We start from the raw sequence: 18,118 nt of genomic DNA, 5'->3' as shown, positions 1-18,118 counted from the left end.
TGCTGACATGTCTAGTTCAATTTCAACAGAAGGTGAATTCAATGAAAAAAGTTTCGGGCTTAATGCTGTTAATGATCTGTGTAGCTGTTTCTGCTTGCCATAAAAAGGCAGAAGACGCCTCTGCAAGCGTAAATGTACCTGCACCAGTGTCCGCGACACCGCCCCCTACGACCAATAGCGCTCCAGTTGAATTGACGGCTGAACAAGAAGAAATGCAAAAGAAAAAAGCGCTGCTCGAATATGGAATGATGGAAGACCAATATCTCAATGATGCGAAAGGGCAGTGGGCTACTAGCGCGAAGGCGAGTTCGACTTTCGGCGATGATCGAAATAATGTTGCTAGCGTAAATCAGGGTTCGAACGTGACAGGAGCGCCAGATGGCAAAACTTGGAGCAATAACCAACAAGATATGGGTTTTGATTGGTTGGAATTAAGTTATGCTAAACCAACCAATGTAACTGAAGTTCGCGCTGTATTTCTGGGTAAGCACGCGGCTGAATCGATCAGTAAGCTCGAACTGCAAGATACCGATGGAAAATGGAATACAGTGTGGTCAGGTATAAGTGATCAGAAAGAAGACCGTCGCGGTGAGCGCACTTGGTTTGTTAGGAAATTTGAAAAGACAGCTTATAAAGTCAAAGCTGTGAAAATGACGTTCGCGAACAATCTCTCGCACGGGTATAAAGAGGTTGAAGCTGTTCAAATCGTCGGCGAATAAATCTAGCTCTTGATACAAAAAGGTCTCACAGCAGTGAGACCTTTTTTATTTTTAGATATAGAAAACGTAGCCCGAATTATTCCAAGAAACGGTTGAATTGTTCGATGTCGACAGGTTTGCCAAACAAGTATCCTTGGTAATGAATGCAACCTTTATTTTGCAACAACTCCCTCTGTGCTTCGTTCTCGACGCCTTCGGCAATGACATCGATATTGAGGCTTTGTGCCATGGTAATGATGGTACGTACGATGGTGCGATCACTACTATTGTTTTCTAAGTCTTGAACGAAGGAGCGATCGATTTTGAGTTGTTCCAAGGGCAGACGTTTCAGATATTGCAGGGACGAATAGCCGGCACCAAAGTCATCCATAGAAAAACGGATGCCGATACTGTTTAAACTCAGCATGGTTTTAATAGTGTCTTCGACGTCGTCGAGTAGTACGCTTTCGGTGATCTCTAGCTTAAGTAGATGCGGCGTTACCTGATATTTTTCCAATAGTGCTAAGACCATGGTGCTGAAATTCTTCTGTCGAATTTGTTTTGCACTGATGTTGACAGCCAATACGAGATTGCGGGTATGAGGCTTATCTTGCCATGCCTGAAGCTGCTGGCAGGCAGTCTTTAAGACCCACTGCCCAATTGGGAGAATTAGACCTGTTTCTTCAGCGAGGGGAATGAATTCGGCTGGGGAAACCGTGCCTAGTTCTGGATGGTACCAACGGATTAACGCCTCAGCACCTATAGGTTGGCGCCATGCATCGACTTGGATTTGATAGTGCAAACGAAATTCTTGACGCTCTAAGGCTCGGTGTAATTCGGCATCTAAGGTGGCACGCTTAATCACGGATTGTTGCATCGATGGATCAAAGAAGCTGAGCTGATTTCGGCCGCCCTTTTTTGACTGATACATGGCGATATCAGCTTGCTTTATCAATTCGTCGACATGCTGTGCATGACCGAGGAAGAGTGTGGCTCCAACGCTTGGAGTGCAACGATAGTCGTGCACTCCAAGGAGATATTCTTCGTCGAGATGTGCGATGATTTTCTTAGCAACGATTTCGGTTTGTATAGCAGCTTCTTCGCTATGGTGACTGAGTTGTTCCAACATCACCATAAATTCGTCACCACCAAGTCGCGCAACGGTATCGCATTCACGCACGCATGCGGAGAGGCGTCTTGCCACTTCTTCTAGCAGCAGATCACCCATATCGTGACCCAAGGTGTCATTGAGCGTTTTGAAATCATCCATATCGATGAACAGTAAGGCACCGTACTGTTGATTTCGATCACCACTCGCCATCGCGTGTTTTAATCGATCCATGAACATTCGTCGATTTGGTAACTTGGTGAGCGAATCATGATACGCTAAATATACGAGTTGCTTTTCTGTTGCCCGTATTGCGGTGAGATCAGAAATGGTGTGTACAAATTGAATCGTTTTCCCATCATCATCGCGCACAACACAGATTTGTTGAAGCGCGTTAAATACTCGGCCATCGCTACACTTACAAACACCTTCACTGGTCCAGTTTCCACTTTCCGAGTTTGCCAAATCCTGATAACTCGGGTCAGCATCTTGCCTGACGATGAGAAATTCTTCAGGAGTTTGTCCGATAATCTCAGAGACCTCATAACCAGTGAGTTGGCTGAATGCAGGGTTGACAGAAATGAGCTTCGCATTCGCATCGAGGATCATGATGCCTTCGGTGATAGTGCTGTAGACAACGCTTGCTTGTCTGAGCTTATCTTCGATGGCCTTTCTGACGGTGATGTCGCGAATTGCACCCACGATCACACTGGTTTCATCGAGGCGTTGGCGTCGATTTCCGTAAAGTTCTAACCAGGCGTAGTCGCCTGTTTCTCTCTGTGCTCGGAAACTTGTATGAAAGAAGCCACGCCTACTTAATTGGTTCTCTAATTTGTTTCTATCTTCTGGGTGAACGCGATCGAGCATACTGCGTAAATTCGTCGATACCGGACAAAGCAGTTCGCCACAAATGCGATCGAAGCGAACATCGCCTTTTATCTTATCAAGTTTCGATTCCCACTCCCAAATGCCAAGTTCGGCAGCCTCTAGAGCTAAGCTCAAGCGCTCTTCGGATCGGGTAAGGGCAGTTTCCGTATCATGCCGAGATCGCGCGACTTGTAATGCGGCGTACAGTTCTTTGTTGTGATAAGGCTTCATTAGGTAGCCAAATGGTCGACACGCGGCGGCGCGATTGACAGTTTTTTCGTCGACATAAGCCGTCAGGAATACCACAGGAATTTGCCAGCCATGATAGATCGCCTCACAGGCTTCGATGCCATCAATTTTTCCCTGCAAATGAATATCCATCATGACCAAAGTTGGGCTATGTTTTATGACGGATTCAATCGCCGATTCAAAACATTCGCTAATCGAAACAACTTCATGGCCCATTTCTTCTAAGGTATGTTGCAGGTCGAGCGCGACTACGGGTTCGTCTTCGACGATGAGTATCCGTTCTATGTACATATCAGGTTTCCTCTGCAACAATAGGTATATCAAAATAAAAGCTTGAACCTTTAGAGCTACTCGTATGACGGAATTTTGCTCGTAGTTGTTTGGCGAACATAGGTATTAATTGAGTGCCTAAGCCAGCGCGGCTTTCCCAGCTAAAATCAAGGGGTAATCCGCAACCGTTATCGCTCACGATGAGCTGAAATGCGCTGGCGCCCAGTCTCGTTAAGCGAACGAGGATTTTTCCATCGTCATTTTTCTGAAATGCATGCTTGTATGCATTAAGTACCAATTCACTGACAATGAGGCCGCATGGAATAGCTCGTTGGAGATCAATCAGTATCCTTTGATCTGGCATCTCAAAGACGATATCAATATTGCTGTTCTCCGCTTTGTAACTGTCGCGAGACAAGCCTGATAATTGAGAGAGATACAAACTTAGATCCACTTCAGCCATATTCTCTGATTCGTATAGAAGCTGATGCACCAGAGCCATCGCTCGAATTCTCGTCTGGCATTCAGAAAAAGCAGTAGCTACCTCGGGTGAAGCCCGGCGTGCTTGCATGTTGAGTAAGCTAGAAACGATCTGTAAATTATTTTTTACACGATGATGTACTTCATGCAGTAAGGCAGTCTTATCTTGCAAAGCTTGTGAGATTTGACGACGCTGAGCATTCTGCACCGAGATGTCACGAGCTAGTTTGCAAGCGCCCACAACCTTTCCGCTTCGATCTCGTAGCGGTGATATTGTCACCGAGACGTCAATGGCAGATCCGTCTTTGTGAATACGAACTGTTTCAAATGGTAAAACCTTTTCACCACGTCCTATGCGAGCCAGTAGAACCTGCTCCTCATGTATGCGTTCGGGTGGAAAGAGCACAGTGATCGCTTGTCCTAATGCTTCTTCTTCGCTGTAGCCGAGTAAGCGAGTAGCGGCGGGGTTCCATGCGGTAATCACCCCATCTAAGGTTTTTGTGATGATGGCATCGTCGGATGCAAGAATAATCGAATGAAACAACTCTTCGGATTTCTGAAGTGCTTCTTCGCTCTTATGTCGTTTCGAAATGTCGTTTGCAGAAGGTATTAAATGTGTGATTCTGCCATCTGCGTCTCTGAGCGGTGCCAGCATAAAATCGAGCCACATGAGTTCGCCATTAAGCATTTGCGCCTGAATATCACGACGTATGATGACCCCATTCAAGCAGGCCTTGATGTCTTCCTGTAATTGTTGTTGCACTTGTGGATCGTGTTCGAACCAATAGGTATCCCATACCTTTTTTCCAGCAACCGATTCTAAACTGAGACCTGCAGCGTCCAAGGGAGCACGATTTGCATTTGTTAAGGTGCCATCTAATTCTAAAACGCCGACAAACGTAAATAAGTTATCGAGTACTTTGAGAAGACGAAATTGGCTCTCTTCCAGCATGCGTTGCGCGAATTGATCTACTTTTGAATCTTGAATGATACCGATAATTCCAATGGTTTCTTTGTCTTTATTCTGCCAAGGATAGTAAGAAGCAATTCTATGCAGGGTTGAGCCATCAATTAGGGTTTGCTTACTGATGATTTCTTGGTCGAGAAGTGGGATGCCATGATCGAGCACAAATTGAAGCTTGGGTTCGATGATGGGCGCCGCATGCGGTAAAAATTCGCAGAGCCGTTTACCCAGTTGTTCATCTTTCCGCAGTTGATTATTTTTGGCGTGGCGATCGTTAATGAAACGCAGTCGATAATCACGATCCAGAATGACAATTCCAACCGGGATTTGATCAATCAAAGTTGATACGAGCGATTCCAGTTCATTGAAGGACAATACTTGCATGTACATTTCCTCACAAACCGACGATGGGCCTGATAAAAGCAGGTGTTATGCCACGTTATACATTTGCTGTGCGGCCTTTGGATACTAACGCGCTTTTCGAATTTCTACCAAGCACAATATCGAGGTCAATTCGCAAAGTTGTCCTTGCGATAAATGCGATGACACTTACATGTAAATAGTAAGCTTGATCGTCTGCTTTGGACAAAGCTTGTTTGATTCGAGATTCATATTTATCCGATCACAGCATTTATAATGCAAGTACATTTAGCCTATCGTCAGATAGCGCAAGTCATATTTGAACTTGCTTTGTATGACAATCTCTTATGAATTAGAAAACATGACAACAATCATTTATCACAATCCCAAATGCGGCACCTCTAGAAATACACTCGCAATGATTCGTAATGCTGGAATCGAACCTGAGGTGATCGAATACTTAAAGACACCACCGAGCAAGCAAGTTTTGAGTGAGATCGTTAAAGCGATCGGTGTACCAATTCGAGAAGTGATGCGAAAAAAAGAAACACAGTACGCAGAATTGCAATTGGATGATGCGAAATGGAGTGACGATGCGTTGCTGGACATCATGCTTGAGCATCCTGTGCTGATCAATCGTCCTATTGTGATAACCCCTTTAGGAACACGCTTATGTCGCCCCTCAGAGGAGGTGCTGGCGATTTTAACGAGTTCCCAACAGGGGGCTTTTGTGAAGGAAGATGGAGAAAAGGTCGTTGACGAACAAGGACGCCGAATTTAGTTTGGACTATTTTTTCTCGACTAGCTTTGGATGAATTTTTGGTATCTCCATTACCGCTGCTGATCCATACCAAGGGTGGAATTCGGCAACCATTTCACCCTGCATGATGACTGGATCTGTCGCGGTCAATTCGCGAGCTTCGTCGATGTTATTGACCGCAAAAATAAACAAACCTCGCCATCCCTCTTTGCCATCGAATGGTCCTGCTAAGGCCAGTTTTCCGGCATCAGAGAGTCTTTGCATATTCGCAAAATGACCAGCGAACATCTCGTCTCGTTCCTTGCCGGCGGGGACTTTTTTAGGCCCTGTCTTCAGTACAACGAGGACGTATTGTCGCATTCCTCGGGAGTCTGCCCCCAATTGTTGGGCTAGCTGTGGATCAAACGTCTGCGCGGCAGGCTTTGGAGCGTCCTGCGCTAGCAGCGGCGTCGACAAGAGCAGAGTTGAAACTAGTAATGAGCACTGGTGAAATGGCATGGCAAAATCCTTATTGAGTTTGATTTCAGTTTAGCATTTGATTTGGCCAGCAATCTTGTCAATGTACAAAAAGGATATAGCTAACCGATAAATGACGTTTCAATAAGATGTGGTGAGGAGTAGACATTTGTTTTCACATTTGAGTTCCAATTGCCTCGTGTCGCAAAAAAGAATTCGCAATTGATGACTTTGGATGCACAATATTTAATCAATGGTTTTTTTGATGTGTGCTTACCAACACAGGGATGGCGTGAATCATTTAACTCCACTTCACCATTCGTTAATCCAAGTCGGTCTTGGCGTGCTCGCTTCGCTTATGCTTGTGGGTAGCGCTGCTGCAAATTGTAGCCGTACTCTTCAGGTGCCGATTCTGCCGTCAGGCCTCACCGTGATCGTACAAGGCACTAACTACTCTGGTATTGTCCCTGATTTTCTAACTCAAGTGGCACGAAAGGCTGGCTGTAAAATTTCTTATCAGCTCGTTCCCAAAAGCCGGCAAGAAAACATGTTCGAAAATGCACAGGCTGATCTTTTAATCACAGCGGTGAAAACAGCTCGACGTGATCAATTTGGTGTCTTCGTCCCATTAGTGCAGCTGAGAGCCTCGCTCGTGTCAATAGAACATGGACAGCCCGCTGTTCAGTCCTTAAAAGATCTCATGCAAAACCCCTCACTTAAGTTAGCGGTGGTGCGCGGGTTTGATTATGGTCCTGTATACCAGTCTATCGTTGACGACATGCAAAAGAGCGGTCGCCTGCAGATCGAAAATGACACAATATCAATTGCCCGTATGATGCGTAATAACACGAACTATGTGACCATTATGGCGCCGACTATTTTTGCTGGGGCAATTCAAACCGAACGCAAGCTGCATGATCTTGGAGGCAGAATTCGTTATGAAAAATTGGAGGAGCTTCCATGGACGGAGAGTGGAATCTACATCTCAAACCGATCACTGAATGAATCCGACAAGAATTTGTTGAAGGCGACCATGGATAAGCTTGCTAGCAGCGAGTCCGTCTGGAAGGCATACCAGCAATATTATTCGATTGATGTGATCAAACTCGGTTTGCGCCCACGTGAAGCACCCCTGCCGCAACCTGAAGTCCATGCGACGCGTTGAGCTAATGCTTAGTGCGCCTTCAAAGATAGTGCGGCGATAGCGAATTGATCAAATCAGCGGCCACGTAAATCACCACAAGTTCGATTTGACTTGTTACACTCAAAAATTACGATTTTGATATAAGGTGCATTTTATGGACACTTTGGCCAGCTATACCTCCCATTTTTGGTCTGGTGCAGAATTGGGAGCGAACTCCATTATTTTTCTCAATTTATTTGGGGCTTTGTTACTTGGCTTTGTGGTTGGATATGAGCGCGCCTATCACGGAAGAGCCGCCGGAATGCGTACTTATGGCTTGGTGTGCATGGCCTCAGCTGCTTTAGTTGTGTTGGCGGGTTATCCTGATTATTGGTTTGGCGGTCGAGCAATTAACCCTGTTGGTCTTGATCCTTCGCGCACGATACAAGGAATTGTTACCGGCATTGGCTTTCTTGGAGCGGGTGTGATCATGAAAGACGGCTTTAGCATAAGCGGCCTGACCACAGCAGCCTCATTGTGGGCATCCTCTGCAATTGGAATCTTAGTTGGCGTCGGCTTTTACGCGGCGGCGATTTTGCTGGCGTTCTTGTCTGCGGCTTGCATGATTTGGGTTTCCCGCTTGGAAATGTGGTTGCCAGCTCGTCAAGCGGTATCAGTTACGATGCAATTTAAAGAGGGCTTTCAAGCAAATGAAGCTGAAATACGTCGCTTAGCATTTGACCGAGGGTACGAAGTGGCAGGCAGCACCTTAGTCATCACTTATAAAGAGGGTGTTGCGGAATGGAAATTTGTTGCCGTTGCATTAAATCGGCATCAAGCCACAACCATCAGTGAGCTGGCGAAGGAATTTTTGAACTTCGATGGCGTACTCTCTTTTCAATTGGCGCATGCACGTAACTAGTTGATCAGAAAACACTTTTTTCAATCTCGATACAACGATCTCGGGATCGGACGCAAAAAAACATCATTCACTTTCTAAAAGGGTGTTGACAGCCTAAAGAAACATCTCCATAATTCGGGGTTCCCTGGGAGGGGTGGCCGAGTGGTTAAAGGCGACAGACTGTAAATCTGTTCTCTCTGAGTACGCTGGTTCGAATCCAGCCCCCTCCACCAGGCAGAATTTAGCGGCTGAGGTTAATGTCGGACTAGTTTCGTATGCGGGTGTAGCTCAATGGTAGAGCCGAAGCCTTCCAAGCTTAAGACGAGGGTTCGATTCCCTTCACCCGCTCCAAGCTTAGAGTTTGTCTCTGCATGTGTGTTGTGCAAAGAGCTGCCCTTGTAGCTCAGTGGTAGAGCACTCCCTTGGTAAGGGAGAGGCCACGTGTTCAATCCACGTCAAGGGCACCAGGTAGTTATTTCACCGTAATGCAATGTTTTATCAGGCGCGTGTCTGATAGTTAGAAATCGCTCATCAATCGTTAGGAGTTTAAAATGGCAAAAGGTAAGTTCGAACGCACCAAGCCGCACGTTAACGTCGGTACAATTGGTCACGTTGATCACGGTAAAACTACATTGACAGCAGCGATCGCGACAGTATTGTCCGCGAAATTCGGTGGTGAAGCGAAGAAATACGACGAGATCGACGCAGCTCCAGAAGAAAAAGCACGTGGTATTACAATTAACACAGCACACGTAGAATACGAAACAGCTGCGCGTCACTACGCTCACGTTGACTGCCCAGGCCATGCTGATTATGTTAAAAACATGATTACTGGTGCTGCTCAGATGGACGGCGCGATCTTGGTTTGCTCCGCAGCAGACGGTCCAATGCCACAAACACGTGAGCACATCCTGTTGGCTCGCCAAGTTGGTGTTCCATACATCATCGTATTCTTGAACAAATGCGACATGGTTGATGACGCTGAGTTGTTGGAATTGGTTGAAATGGAAGTTCGTGAATTGTTGTCTAAATACGAATTCCCAGGCGACGATTTGCCAATCATCCAAGGTTCTGCAAAATTGGCGCTCGAAGGCGACAAAGGTCCATTGGGCGAAGAAGCGATCATGAAATTGGCTGATGCTTTGGATTCTTACATCCCAACACCAGAACGCGCAGTTGACGGTACATTCTTGTTGCCAGTGGAAGACGTGTTCTCCATCTCTGGTCGTGGTACGGTTGTTACTGGTCGTGTTGAGCGCGGTATCGTTAAAGTCGGCGAAGAGATCGAAATCGTTGGTATTAAAGATACAGTAAAAACAACATGTACTGGTGTTGAAATGTTCCGTAAGTTGCTCGACCAAGGTCAAGCAGGCGACAACGTAGGTGTGTTGTTGCGCGGTACAAAACGTGAAGATATCCAACGTGGTCAAGTTTTGGCGAAACCAGGTTCAATCAAGCCACATAGCCACTTCACAGGCGAAATCTACGTTTTGTCTAAAGATGAAGGTGGTCGTCATACACCATTCTTTAACAACTACCGTCCACAGTTCTACTTCCGTACAACGGACGTGACTGGTTCGATCGAGTTGCCGAAGGATAAAGAAATGGTTATGCCAGGTGATAACGTTTCTATCACTGTAAAATTGATCAACCCGATCGCGATGGAAGAAGGCTTGCGCTTCGCTATCCGTGAAGGTGGTCGTACAGTAGGTGCTGGCGTTGTTGCTAAAATTATCGAGTAATTAGGTAGTATTTTAGTGAAAATGGCGATCCAGATACTGGGTCGCTGTTTTTGCTTAGAAGTTCTTAGGCGTAGGGGTGTAGCTCAATTGGCAGAGCGACGGTCTCCAAAACCGTAGGCTGGGGGTTCGATTCCCTCCGCCCCTGCCACCAAAAAGCCATAAGGCATCGAAAGTAAATAAGCATGTCTAACCAATCCATTCAAACCGTTAGTACTTCCAGCGACAAGCTCAAAATTACCCTTGCAATCGTAGCTGCGGTGGCGGGGATTATTTCGTTTTATGTCTTGGTTGGTCAGCCAAAATACGTGCGTCTCGGTGCTTTGGTTGGTGGTGTTGTTGTAGCTGCGATTTTGATCTTGATCTCGCAATTGGGTCGTGATCTTGTCGCTTTCGCGAAAGAGTCAGTTCGTGAAGCAAAGAAGGTTGTATGGCCTACGCGCAAAGAAGCGGGTCAGATGACTGCGGTGGTATTTGGATTTGTCTTTATCATGGCAATTTTCCTCTTTACGACCGATAAAGTTCTTGAATATTTGATTATGAACGTAATTCTTGGGCTTAAATAATAATGAGCGAACAAATCTCAGAAAATAGCGCGGATCAAACACCAGAGCAGGACTCTGGTGTTTCTGTCCCTAAGAGCGCAAAAAAATGGTATGCCGTGCATGCCTATTCTGGTATGGAAAAGAGTGTTCAGCGTGCATTGGTGGAACGTATTGAACGCGCTGAAATGCAAGATCTGTTTGGTCAAATCTTGGTTCCAACCGAAGAAGTTATCGAAGTTAAAAATGGTAAGAAAAGTGTCACTGAGCGTCGTCTGTTCCCAAGTTACGTCTTTGTGGAAATGGAAATGACCGATGACACATGGCACTTAGTCAAAAACACAAGCAAAGTGACAGGTTTTATTGGTGGCAAGTCAAATAAGCCAGCCCCAATCCCGCGTCACGAGATCGAAAAAGTCTTGCAGCAAGTGCAGGATGGTGTTGAAAAACCAAGGCCAAAGGTATTGTACGAAGTGGGTGAAGTGGTCCGTATCAAAGAAGGTCCATTCACCGATTTCAACGGCAATGTCGAAGAAGTTAACTACGCAAAATCGAAAGTGCGCGTGAATGTCACCATCTTCGGCCGCGCGACTCCAGTGGATCTGGAATTTGCCCAAGTCGAAAAAGTATAAGTTGTATCTGTAGTAAGCGGGGCTGGCACCGTACAGAAATGTAAAAGCTGGTGAAAAAAAGCGAGGAGCCGAGTAGTTCAGATATTCGTCAGGATACTGAGTAAAAGGCGCTACCACTCAACCATAGAAGGAGCCATCATGGCAAAGAAAATTATTGGTTTTATCAAGCTGCAAGTGCCAGCTGGTAAAGCAAACCCATCCCCACCAATCGGTCCAGCATTGGGTCAACGTGGTTTGAACATCATGGAATTCTGCAAAGCGTTCAACGCGCAGACTCAAGGTGTTGAGCCAGGCATGCCAATTCCTGTTGTGATTACAGCATTTGCTGATAAGTCTTTCACATTCGTGATGAAGACGCCACCAGCAACATACTTGATCAAAAAAGCAGCTGGTATCACTAAAGGTTCTGCTAAGCCACATACTGACAAAGTTGGTAAGTTGACTCGTAAGCAAGCTGAAGAAATCGCAACACTCAAAAATAAAGATTTGACTGCTGCAGATATGGAAGCTGCTGTTCGTACAATCGCAGGTTCCGCTCGTTCCATGGGCATCACGGTGGAGGGTCTGTAATGGCTAAGTTATCTAAAAAAGCAAAATTGCTGAAAACTAAAGTAGACCGTTTGAAGGTGTATCCGTTTGATAACGCAATTGCGTTGATCAAAGAATGCGCAACTGCAAAGTTTAACGAATCTATTGACGTTTCTGTTCAACTCGGCGTTGATCCAAAGAAATCTGACCAAGTTGTTCGTGGCGCAGTTGTATTGCCAGCTGGTACAGGTAAAACAGTTCGCGTAGCGGTATTCGCACAAGGCGCAAAAGCTGAAGAAGCTAAAGCAGCTGGTGCAGATATCGTTGGTATGGAAGATTTGGCAGAACGCGTTAAAGCAGGCGATATGCCATTTGACGTCGTGATCGCTTCTCCAGATACAATGCGTATCGTTGGTACATTGGGTCAAGTTTTGGGTCCACGCGGTTTGATGCCGAATCCAAAAGTTGGCACAGTAACTCCTGACGTTGCGACAGCAGTTAAAAATGCTAAAGCTGGTCAAGTTCAATACCGTACAGACAAAGCAGGTATCATCCACACAACAATCGGTCGTAAATCTTTCGCTGATGGCGACTTGAAAGCGAACTTGTTGGCGTTGATCGAAGCCTTGAACAAAGCTAAGCCAGCAACAAGTAAAGGTGTCTATCTGCGTAAAGTATCCATCTCATCCACTATGGGTGCAGGTGTACGCGTAGATCACGGTAACTTGTCTGCGTAATTAAGCAGAGTTAAAAAATTAAGTCCACTTGCTGAAAAGCAGGTGGCGCATCTTTGGGCTGATTGTTGCTGATCTTAAGGTGAGTGGCAATCAGAGTGTCAAAGACCGTTGGGCTCTCAAAAGCAATTGAGAGAGTTAAATGTGAGGAAGCAATTCCAAGTGCCCAACGCAGATGGTGTACCCGAACAAGTTTTGTAGTGATTACTGGTCCGCCAGTGGAACTCCTAACTTCGGACGCCGTGTTCGAAACGATATGAGGGAAGTGCATCATCCTGGTGTGCAGACTGAATATCATTAATGGAGGTTGACCGTGAGTCTCAATCTGAATGACAAAAAGGCCGTCGTCGCTGAAGTCTCTGCAAAAGTAGCAACTGCACAGACTATCGTCGTAGCTGAATACCGTGGCATCCAGGTCGGTCATTTGACGCAATTGCGTGCTAACGCACGTGCTCAAGGCGTTTACATGCGCGTGTTGAAAAACACACTCGCACGTCGCGCTGTTGAGGGAACTGCATTTGCAAGCCTCGCTAACGAAATGACTGGTCCGTTGATTTATGCAATCTCGGACGATGCTGTTGCTGCTGCTAAAGTCGTCAATGACTTTGCAAAAGGCAATGACAAGTTGGTCGTTAGAGCTGGTAACTACGCTGGTAAATCTTTGGATAAAGCTGGTGTTGTTGCGTTGGCAAGCATTCCAAGCCGCGAAGTATTGTTGGCACAATTGTTGGGCATGATGCAGGCACCTGTATCCGGCTTCGCACGTGGCCTCGCAGCTTTGGCAGCGAAAAAAGAAACAGAAGCTGCTTAATCGCTTAATTGCGAACAGCTGACGTTTCCGTCAAATACTGAATCGATGTTTTTTAAAAAATTAGGAGTTTCAAATGGCAATTAGTAAAGAAGATATCTTGGAAGCCGTAGGCGCGATGTCCGTAATGGACTTGAACGACTTGGTTAAAGCTTTCGAAGAAAAATTCGGCGTTTCTGCAGCTGCAATGGCAGTTGCTGGTCCAGCTGCTGGCGGCGGCGCTGCTGCTGCTGAAGAACAAACAGAATTCAACGTAATTCTGACTGAAGCTGGCGCAAACAAAGTTGGCGTCATTAAAGCAGTTCGTGAAATCACAGGTTTGGGCTTGAAAGAAGCTAAAGACCTCGTTGATGGCGCACCAAAAGCAGTTAAAGAAGCTGTTTCTAAAGCAGATGCTGAAGCTGCTAAGAAGAAATTGGAAGAAGCTGGCGCGAAAGTTGACGTTAAGTAATTCCGTGTTATACTGGCAGACTTTCGAGTTTGCCTAAGTCAAAGTAAGGAATCTTCTTGCAAGAGAAGGTTCCTCTTTGGCTTCTCTGTCGTTCTCGCGATAGATTTGTTTTTGATTGTTGTCCCTAAGCTGAACCTTTTAAGGCGAGGGCTGAGACTTGAGGTTTCTTGATGTATTTTCTGTTAGAGAAAAAAGTTTTGAAATCTGAATTCTCCATCCTTCCTTGTCACTCACGGAGTGTCCATGCACTACTCATTTACTGAGAAGAAGCGCATTCGTAAATCTTTTGCGAAACGCGCCAACGTCCACAACGTTCCGTTCCTGCTGGCGACCCAGCTCGAGTCATATCAGAGTTTTTTACAGGCTGACAGAACACCGTCAATCCGTAAAAATGAGGGCCTGCAATCAGCCTTCACCTCGATTTTCCCGATCGTGTCGCACAATGGGTTCGCTCGTTTAGAATTTCTATCCTATGTTTTAGGCGATCCAGCCTTCGACGTCAAGGAATGTCAACTGCGCGGTCTGACATTTGCATCTCCTTTGCGTGCGAAAGTGCGTTTGGTGATTCTTGATAAAGAGTCTCCAACTAAGCCAGTCGTCAAAGAAATGAAAGAGCAAGAAGTCTACATGGGCGAATTGCCGCTCATGACAACGACTGGTTCTTTCGTGATTAACGGTACTGAGCGCGTTATCGTTTCTCAGTTGCACCGTTCTCCAGGCGTGTTCTTTGAACATGACCGCGGCAAGACACATTCTTCTGGTAAGTTGTTGTTCTCGGCTCGTATCATTCCTTACCGTGGTTCATGGTTGGATTTTGAATTCGATCCGAAAGACATTCTGTTCTTCCGTATTGACCGTCGTCGTAAGATGCCAGTCACGATCCTCTTGCGTGCTATCGGCATGACTAACGAGCAGATCTTGGCGAACTTCTTCGTATTCGACAACTTCTCATTGCATAGCGATGGCGCAGAAATGGAATTCGTTTCTGAGCGTCTGCGTGGTGAAGTCGCACGTTTCGATATTTCTGATAAGTCAGGCAAGTTGATCGTTGCGAAAGACAAACGTATCAATTCTAAGCATGTTCGTGAAATCGAATCCGCTGGCATCAAGATGATTTCTGTGCCAGAAGACTACTTGCTCGGTCGTGTGTTGGCGAAGAATATCGTCGACGGTGACACAGGTGAAGTGATCGCGAATGCGAATGATGAGTTGACACCAGAATTGCTGCAAAAATTGCGCGATGCGAAAGTCACTGATATCCAAACTCTGTACACCAACGAGTTGGATCAGGGTGCTTACATCTCCCAAACTCTGCGTACAGACGACACCGCTGACCAAATGGCTGCACGTGTAGCGATCTACCGCATGATGCGTCCTGGCGAACCACCAACAGAAGAATCTGTTGAAGCATTGTTCAACGGTCTGTTCTACAACGAAGAGCGTTACGATTTGTCCGCAGTCGGTCGTATGAAATTCAACCGCCGTATCGGTCGTGATGAATTGACTGGCGCGATGACTTTGTCTGATGACGACATCTTGGCTGTGATTAAGATCCTGGTTGAGTTGCGTAATGGTCGCGGCGAAGTGGACGATATCGATCACTTGGGTAATCGTCGTGTACGTTGCGTCGGTGAATTGGCTGAGAACCAATTCCGTGCTGGTTTGGTCCGTGTTGAACGCGCTGTTAAAGAGCGTTTGGGTCAAGCTGAAGCTGATAATTTGATGCCGCACGATTTGATCAACTCTAAGCCAATTTCTGCAGCGATCCGTGAGTTCTTCGGTTCCTCACAATTGTCTCAGTTTATGGATCAAACCAACCCGTTGTCCGAAATCACGCATAAGCGTCGTATTTCCGCATTGGGACCTGGCGGTTTGACACGTGAACGTGCTGGCTTTGAAGTACGTGACGTTCATCCAACTCACTATGGCCGTGTATGTCCAATTGAAACTCCAGAGGGTCCAAACATTGGTTTGATCAACTCCTTGGCGTTGTACGCTCGTTTGAACGAATACGGTTTCTTGGAAACCCCATACCGTAAAGTTATCGACGGTAAGATCACGAACCAGATCGACTACTTGTCTGCGATCGAAGAAGGTCGTTACATCATCGCTCAGGCGAATGCGAGTATCGATGGTAGTGGCAGTTTGTGCGATGAATTGGTTTCATCTCGTCAAGCTGGCGAAACGATTTTGGTCTCTCCAGAACGCGTTCAATACATGGACGTGGCGACAGGTCAGGTTGTTTCCGTTGCGGCATCTTTGATTCCATTCTTGGAACACGATGATGCGAACCGTGCGTTGATGGGTGCCAACATGCAACGTCAAGCAGTTCCTTGCTTGCGTCCAGAAAAAGCATTCGTCGGTACAGGTATCGAACGTACAGTTGCGGTCGACTCCGGTACAACAGTACAAGCTTTGCGCGGCGGTAAAGTCGATTACATCGATGCGGGCCGTATCGTTATTCGTGTGAATGACGCGGAAGCTCAAGCTGGTGAAGTTGGTGTTGATATCTACAACTTGATCAAGTACACACGTTCTAACCAAAATACGAACATCAACCAACGTCCTATCGTTAAAGTTGGTGACGTAGTGGCTAAAGGTGACGTATTGGCGGACGGTGCATCAACAGACTTGGGCGAATTGGCTCTGGGTCAAAACATGTTGATCGCGTTTATGCCATGGAATGGTTATAACTTCGAAGATTCGATCTTGATCTCTGAAAAAGTGGTTGCTGATGACCGCTATACATCGATCCACATCGAAGAATTGTCTTGCCAAGCGCGTGACACGAAGTTGGGTGCGGAAGAAATCACACGTGATATCTCTAACCTCGCTGAAAACCAATTAGCGCGTCTGGATGAATCCGGTATCGTGTACATCGGTGCTGAAGTGACGGCGGGCGATACTCTGGTCGGTAAAGTGACACCAAAAGGTGAAACACAACTGACACCAGAAGAAAAACTCTTGCGCGCGATTTTCGGTGAGAAAGCTTCTGACGTTAAAGATACATCCTTGCGCGTGCCTTCTGGCATGGTAGGTACAGTGATCGACGTTCAAGTCTTCACACGTGAAGGTATCCAACGCGACAAACGTGCTCAACAAATTATCGATGACGAATTGAAGCGTTACCGCCTCGATTTGAACGATCAGTTGCGTATTGTTGAAGGCGATGCTTTCGAACGTCTCGAACGTATGTTGATCGGCAAGGTTGCTAACGGCGGCCCAGCTAAATTGGCAAAAGGTTCGAAGATCACGAAGGAATACTTAGCGGAACTAGATAAGTATCATTGGTTCGATATTCGTCCAGCTGACGAAGATGCAGCACGTGCAATCGAAGCGATTAAAGATTCTATCGCTGAAAAACGCCATCAATTTGATTTGGCGTTTGAAGAGAAGCGCACGAAGTTGACGCAAGGTGACGAATTGCCACCAGGCGTACAAAAAATGGTTAAGGTGTATTTGGCGGTTAAACGTCGTTTGCAACCTGGTGACAAGATGGCGGGTCGTCACGGTAACAAGGGTGTGGTTTCACGCATTGTTCCAGTGGAAGATATGCCATACATGGCCGACGGTACGCCAGCGGACATCGTGTTGAACCCATTGGGTGTTCCATCACGTATGAACGTGGGTCAGGTTCTCGAGGTTCACTTGGGTTGGGCAGCGAAAGGTTTGGGCTTGCGTATCGGCGAAATGCTGAAAGCACAAGCTAAAGTCGAAGAGTTGCGTGGCTTCTTGAAACAAATCTATAACGAGTCTGGTAAGTCTGAAGACATCGATGGTTTGTCCGATCAAGAAATCATGGAATTGACGGCTAACCTGAAAAACGGTGTTCCGTTTGCTACGCCAGTGTTTGACGGTGCTCATGAATCTGAAATCCGTCGCATGCTCGATTTGGCTTACCCAGATGAGATTGCAAAACAATTGGGTATGACACCATCGAAGAATCAGGTGACTTTGTATGACGGTCGCACCGGTGAAGCTTTCGAACGTAACGTCACAGTTGGTTACATGCACGTCTTGAAATTGCACCATTTGGTTGATGACAAGATGCATGCACGTTCGACTGGTCCTTACTCTCTCGTAACACAACAACCATTGGGCGGTAAAGCTCAATTCGGTGGTCAGCGTTTCGGTGAGATGGAGGTGTGGGCACTCGAAGCGTACGGCGCGTCTTACGTCTTGCAAGAGATGTTGACTGTGAAGTCCGATGACGTGAATGGCCGTACCAAAGTGTACGAAAATCTCGTTAAGGGTGATCACGTGATCGATGCTGGTATGCCAGAGTCGTTCAACGTTCTCGTGAAAGAGATCCGTTCTTTGGGTATCGATATCGATCTCGAACGTAACTAATCCGTTTCAAATAGTAGTTTAGTAGCATTTTTAGTAATGCAGCCACCGCCCGAATTCACTTCGGGCGTTGGTCATTCAGATGGACCAAGATTTTTTGT

The 18,118-nt window shown here is 46.3% G+C and carries 15 protein-coding genes and 4 tRNA genes; 16 read left to right on the top strand and 3 right to left on the bottom strand.

Annotated elements, in window-relative coordinates; all coding sequences use genetic code 11:
* The first annotated feature begins 41 nt into the window (after positions 1-41).
* Positions 42-719: a hypothetical protein gene (locus H8K36_RS07080; protein WP_186914427.1), complete on the top strand. Its 678-nt coding sequence runs from the start codon at positions 42-44 to the stop codon at positions 717-719.
* Between the two features lie 76 nt (positions 720-795).
* On the opposite strand, the gene H8K36_RS07075 is transcribed toward H8K36_RS07080, so the two are convergent.
* A complete protein-coding gene (locus H8K36_RS07075; RefSeq protein ID WP_186914428.1) occupies positions 796-3,213 on the bottom strand; it encodes a two-component system response regulator in 2,418 nt (805 codons plus the stop codon).
* A gap of 1 nt (position 3,214) precedes the next feature.
* Positions 3,215-5,020, bottom strand: a complete 1,806-nt coding sequence (locus H8K36_RS07070; protein WP_186914429.1) for a PAS domain S-box protein — start codon at positions 5,018-5,020, stop codon at positions 3,215-3,217.
* A gap of 337 nt (positions 5,021-5,357) precedes the next feature.
* On the opposite strand from H8K36_RS07070, the gene arsC reads away from it, so the two are divergent.
* Positions 5,358-5,777 (top strand): arsenate reductase (glutaredoxin), encoded by a 420-nt coding sequence (gene arsC / locus H8K36_RS07065; RefSeq protein ID WP_186914430.1) that lies wholly within the window; start codon positions 5,358-5,360, stop codon positions 5,775-5,777.
* 6 nt (positions 5,778-5,783) lie between these two features.
* On the opposite strand, the gene H8K36_RS07060 is transcribed toward arsC, so the two are convergent.
* Positions 5,784-6,254, bottom strand: coding sequence for a YciI family protein (locus tag H8K36_RS07060; RefSeq protein WP_186914431.1), 471 nt, complete (start codon positions 6,252-6,254; stop codon positions 5,784-5,786).
* 250 nt (positions 6,255-6,504) lie between these two features.
* On the opposite strand from H8K36_RS07060, the gene H8K36_RS07055 reads away from it, so the two are divergent.
* The 14 genes from H8K36_RS07055 (at position 6,505) to rpoB (ending at position 18,020) form a co-directional block, all read left to right on the top strand.
* Positions 6,505-7,377 (top strand): substrate-binding periplasmic protein, encoded by an 873-nt coding sequence (locus H8K36_RS07055; protein WP_186914432.1) that lies wholly within the window; start codon positions 6,505-6,507, stop codon positions 7,375-7,377.
* Positions 7,378-7,510: 133 nt separating this feature from the next.
* Entirely contained in the window at positions 7,511-8,257 is a 747-nt protein-coding gene (locus tag H8K36_RS07050; protein ID WP_186914433.1) for an MgtC/SapB family protein, read from the top strand.
* 127 nt (positions 8,258-8,384) lie between these two features.
* Positions 8,385-8,469, top strand: a tRNA-Tyr gene (locus H8K36_RS07045).
* Between the two features lie 44 nt (positions 8,470-8,513).
* A tRNA-Gly gene (locus tag H8K36_RS07040) sits at positions 8,514-8,587 on the top strand.
* 41 nt (positions 8,588-8,628) lie between these two features.
* A tRNA-Thr gene (locus H8K36_RS07035) sits at positions 8,629-8,703 on the top strand.
* An 84-nt stretch (positions 8,704-8,787) separates the two neighbouring features.
* Positions 8,788-9,978 (top strand): elongation factor Tu, encoded by a 1,191-nt coding sequence (gene tuf / locus H8K36_RS07030; RefSeq protein ID WP_186914434.1) that lies wholly within the window; start codon positions 8,788-8,790, stop codon positions 9,976-9,978.
* A gap of 72 nt (positions 9,979-10,050) precedes the next feature.
* Positions 10,051-10,126: transfer RNA gene (locus H8K36_RS07025), tRNA-Trp, on the top strand.
* A gap of 34 nt (positions 10,127-10,160) precedes the next feature.
* A complete protein-coding gene (secE, locus tag H8K36_RS07020; protein WP_186914435.1) occupies positions 10,161-10,541 on the top strand; it encodes a preprotein translocase subunit SecE in 381 nt (126 codons plus the stop codon).
* Positions 10,542-10,543: 2 nt separating this feature from the next.
* Positions 10,544-11,149: a transcription termination/antitermination protein NusG gene (gene nusG / locus H8K36_RS07015; protein ID WP_186914436.1), complete on the top strand. Its 606-nt coding sequence runs from the start codon at positions 10,544-10,546 to the stop codon at positions 11,147-11,149.
* A 138-nt stretch (positions 11,150-11,287) separates the two neighbouring features.
* Positions 11,288-11,719, top strand: a complete 432-nt coding sequence (rplK, locus tag H8K36_RS07010) for a 50S ribosomal protein L11 (RefSeq protein WP_186914437.1) — start codon at positions 11,288-11,290, stop codon at positions 11,717-11,719.
* The gene (rplA, locus tag H8K36_RS07005; RefSeq protein ID WP_186914438.1) at positions 11,719-12,414 is read left to right on the top strand and encodes a 50S ribosomal protein L1; all 696 of its coding nucleotides are present in this window, start codon (positions 11,719-11,721) and stop codon (positions 12,412-12,414) included. Before rplK ends, rplA begins: the two co-directional genes overlap by 1 nt.
* 310 nt (positions 12,415-12,724) lie before the next feature.
* Entirely contained in the window at positions 12,725-13,222 is a 498-nt protein-coding gene (rplJ, locus tag H8K36_RS07000; protein ID WP_186914439.1) for a 50S ribosomal protein L10, read from the top strand.
* Between the two features lie 73 nt (positions 13,223-13,295).
* A complete protein-coding gene (rplL, locus tag H8K36_RS06995; protein WP_222611124.1) occupies positions 13,296-13,670 on the top strand; it encodes a 50S ribosomal protein L7/L12 in 375 nt (124 codons plus the stop codon).
* A 243-nt stretch (positions 13,671-13,913) separates the two neighbouring features.
* On the top strand, positions 13,914-18,020 hold the full coding sequence (gene rpoB, locus H8K36_RS06990) for a DNA-directed RNA polymerase subunit beta (RefSeq protein WP_186914440.1): 4,107 nt from the start codon (positions 13,914-13,916) through the stop codon (positions 18,018-18,020).
* Positions 18,021-18,118 lie beyond the last annotated feature (98 nt).

Source organism: Affinundibacterium nitidum (genome assembly GCF_014284155.1).
GTDB classification, from domain to species: Bacteria; Pseudomonadota; Gammaproteobacteria; order Burkholderiales; family Burkholderiaceae_D; genus Undibacterium; species Undibacterium nitidum.
This window is presented reverse-complemented; position numbering and strand designations above follow the sequence as displayed.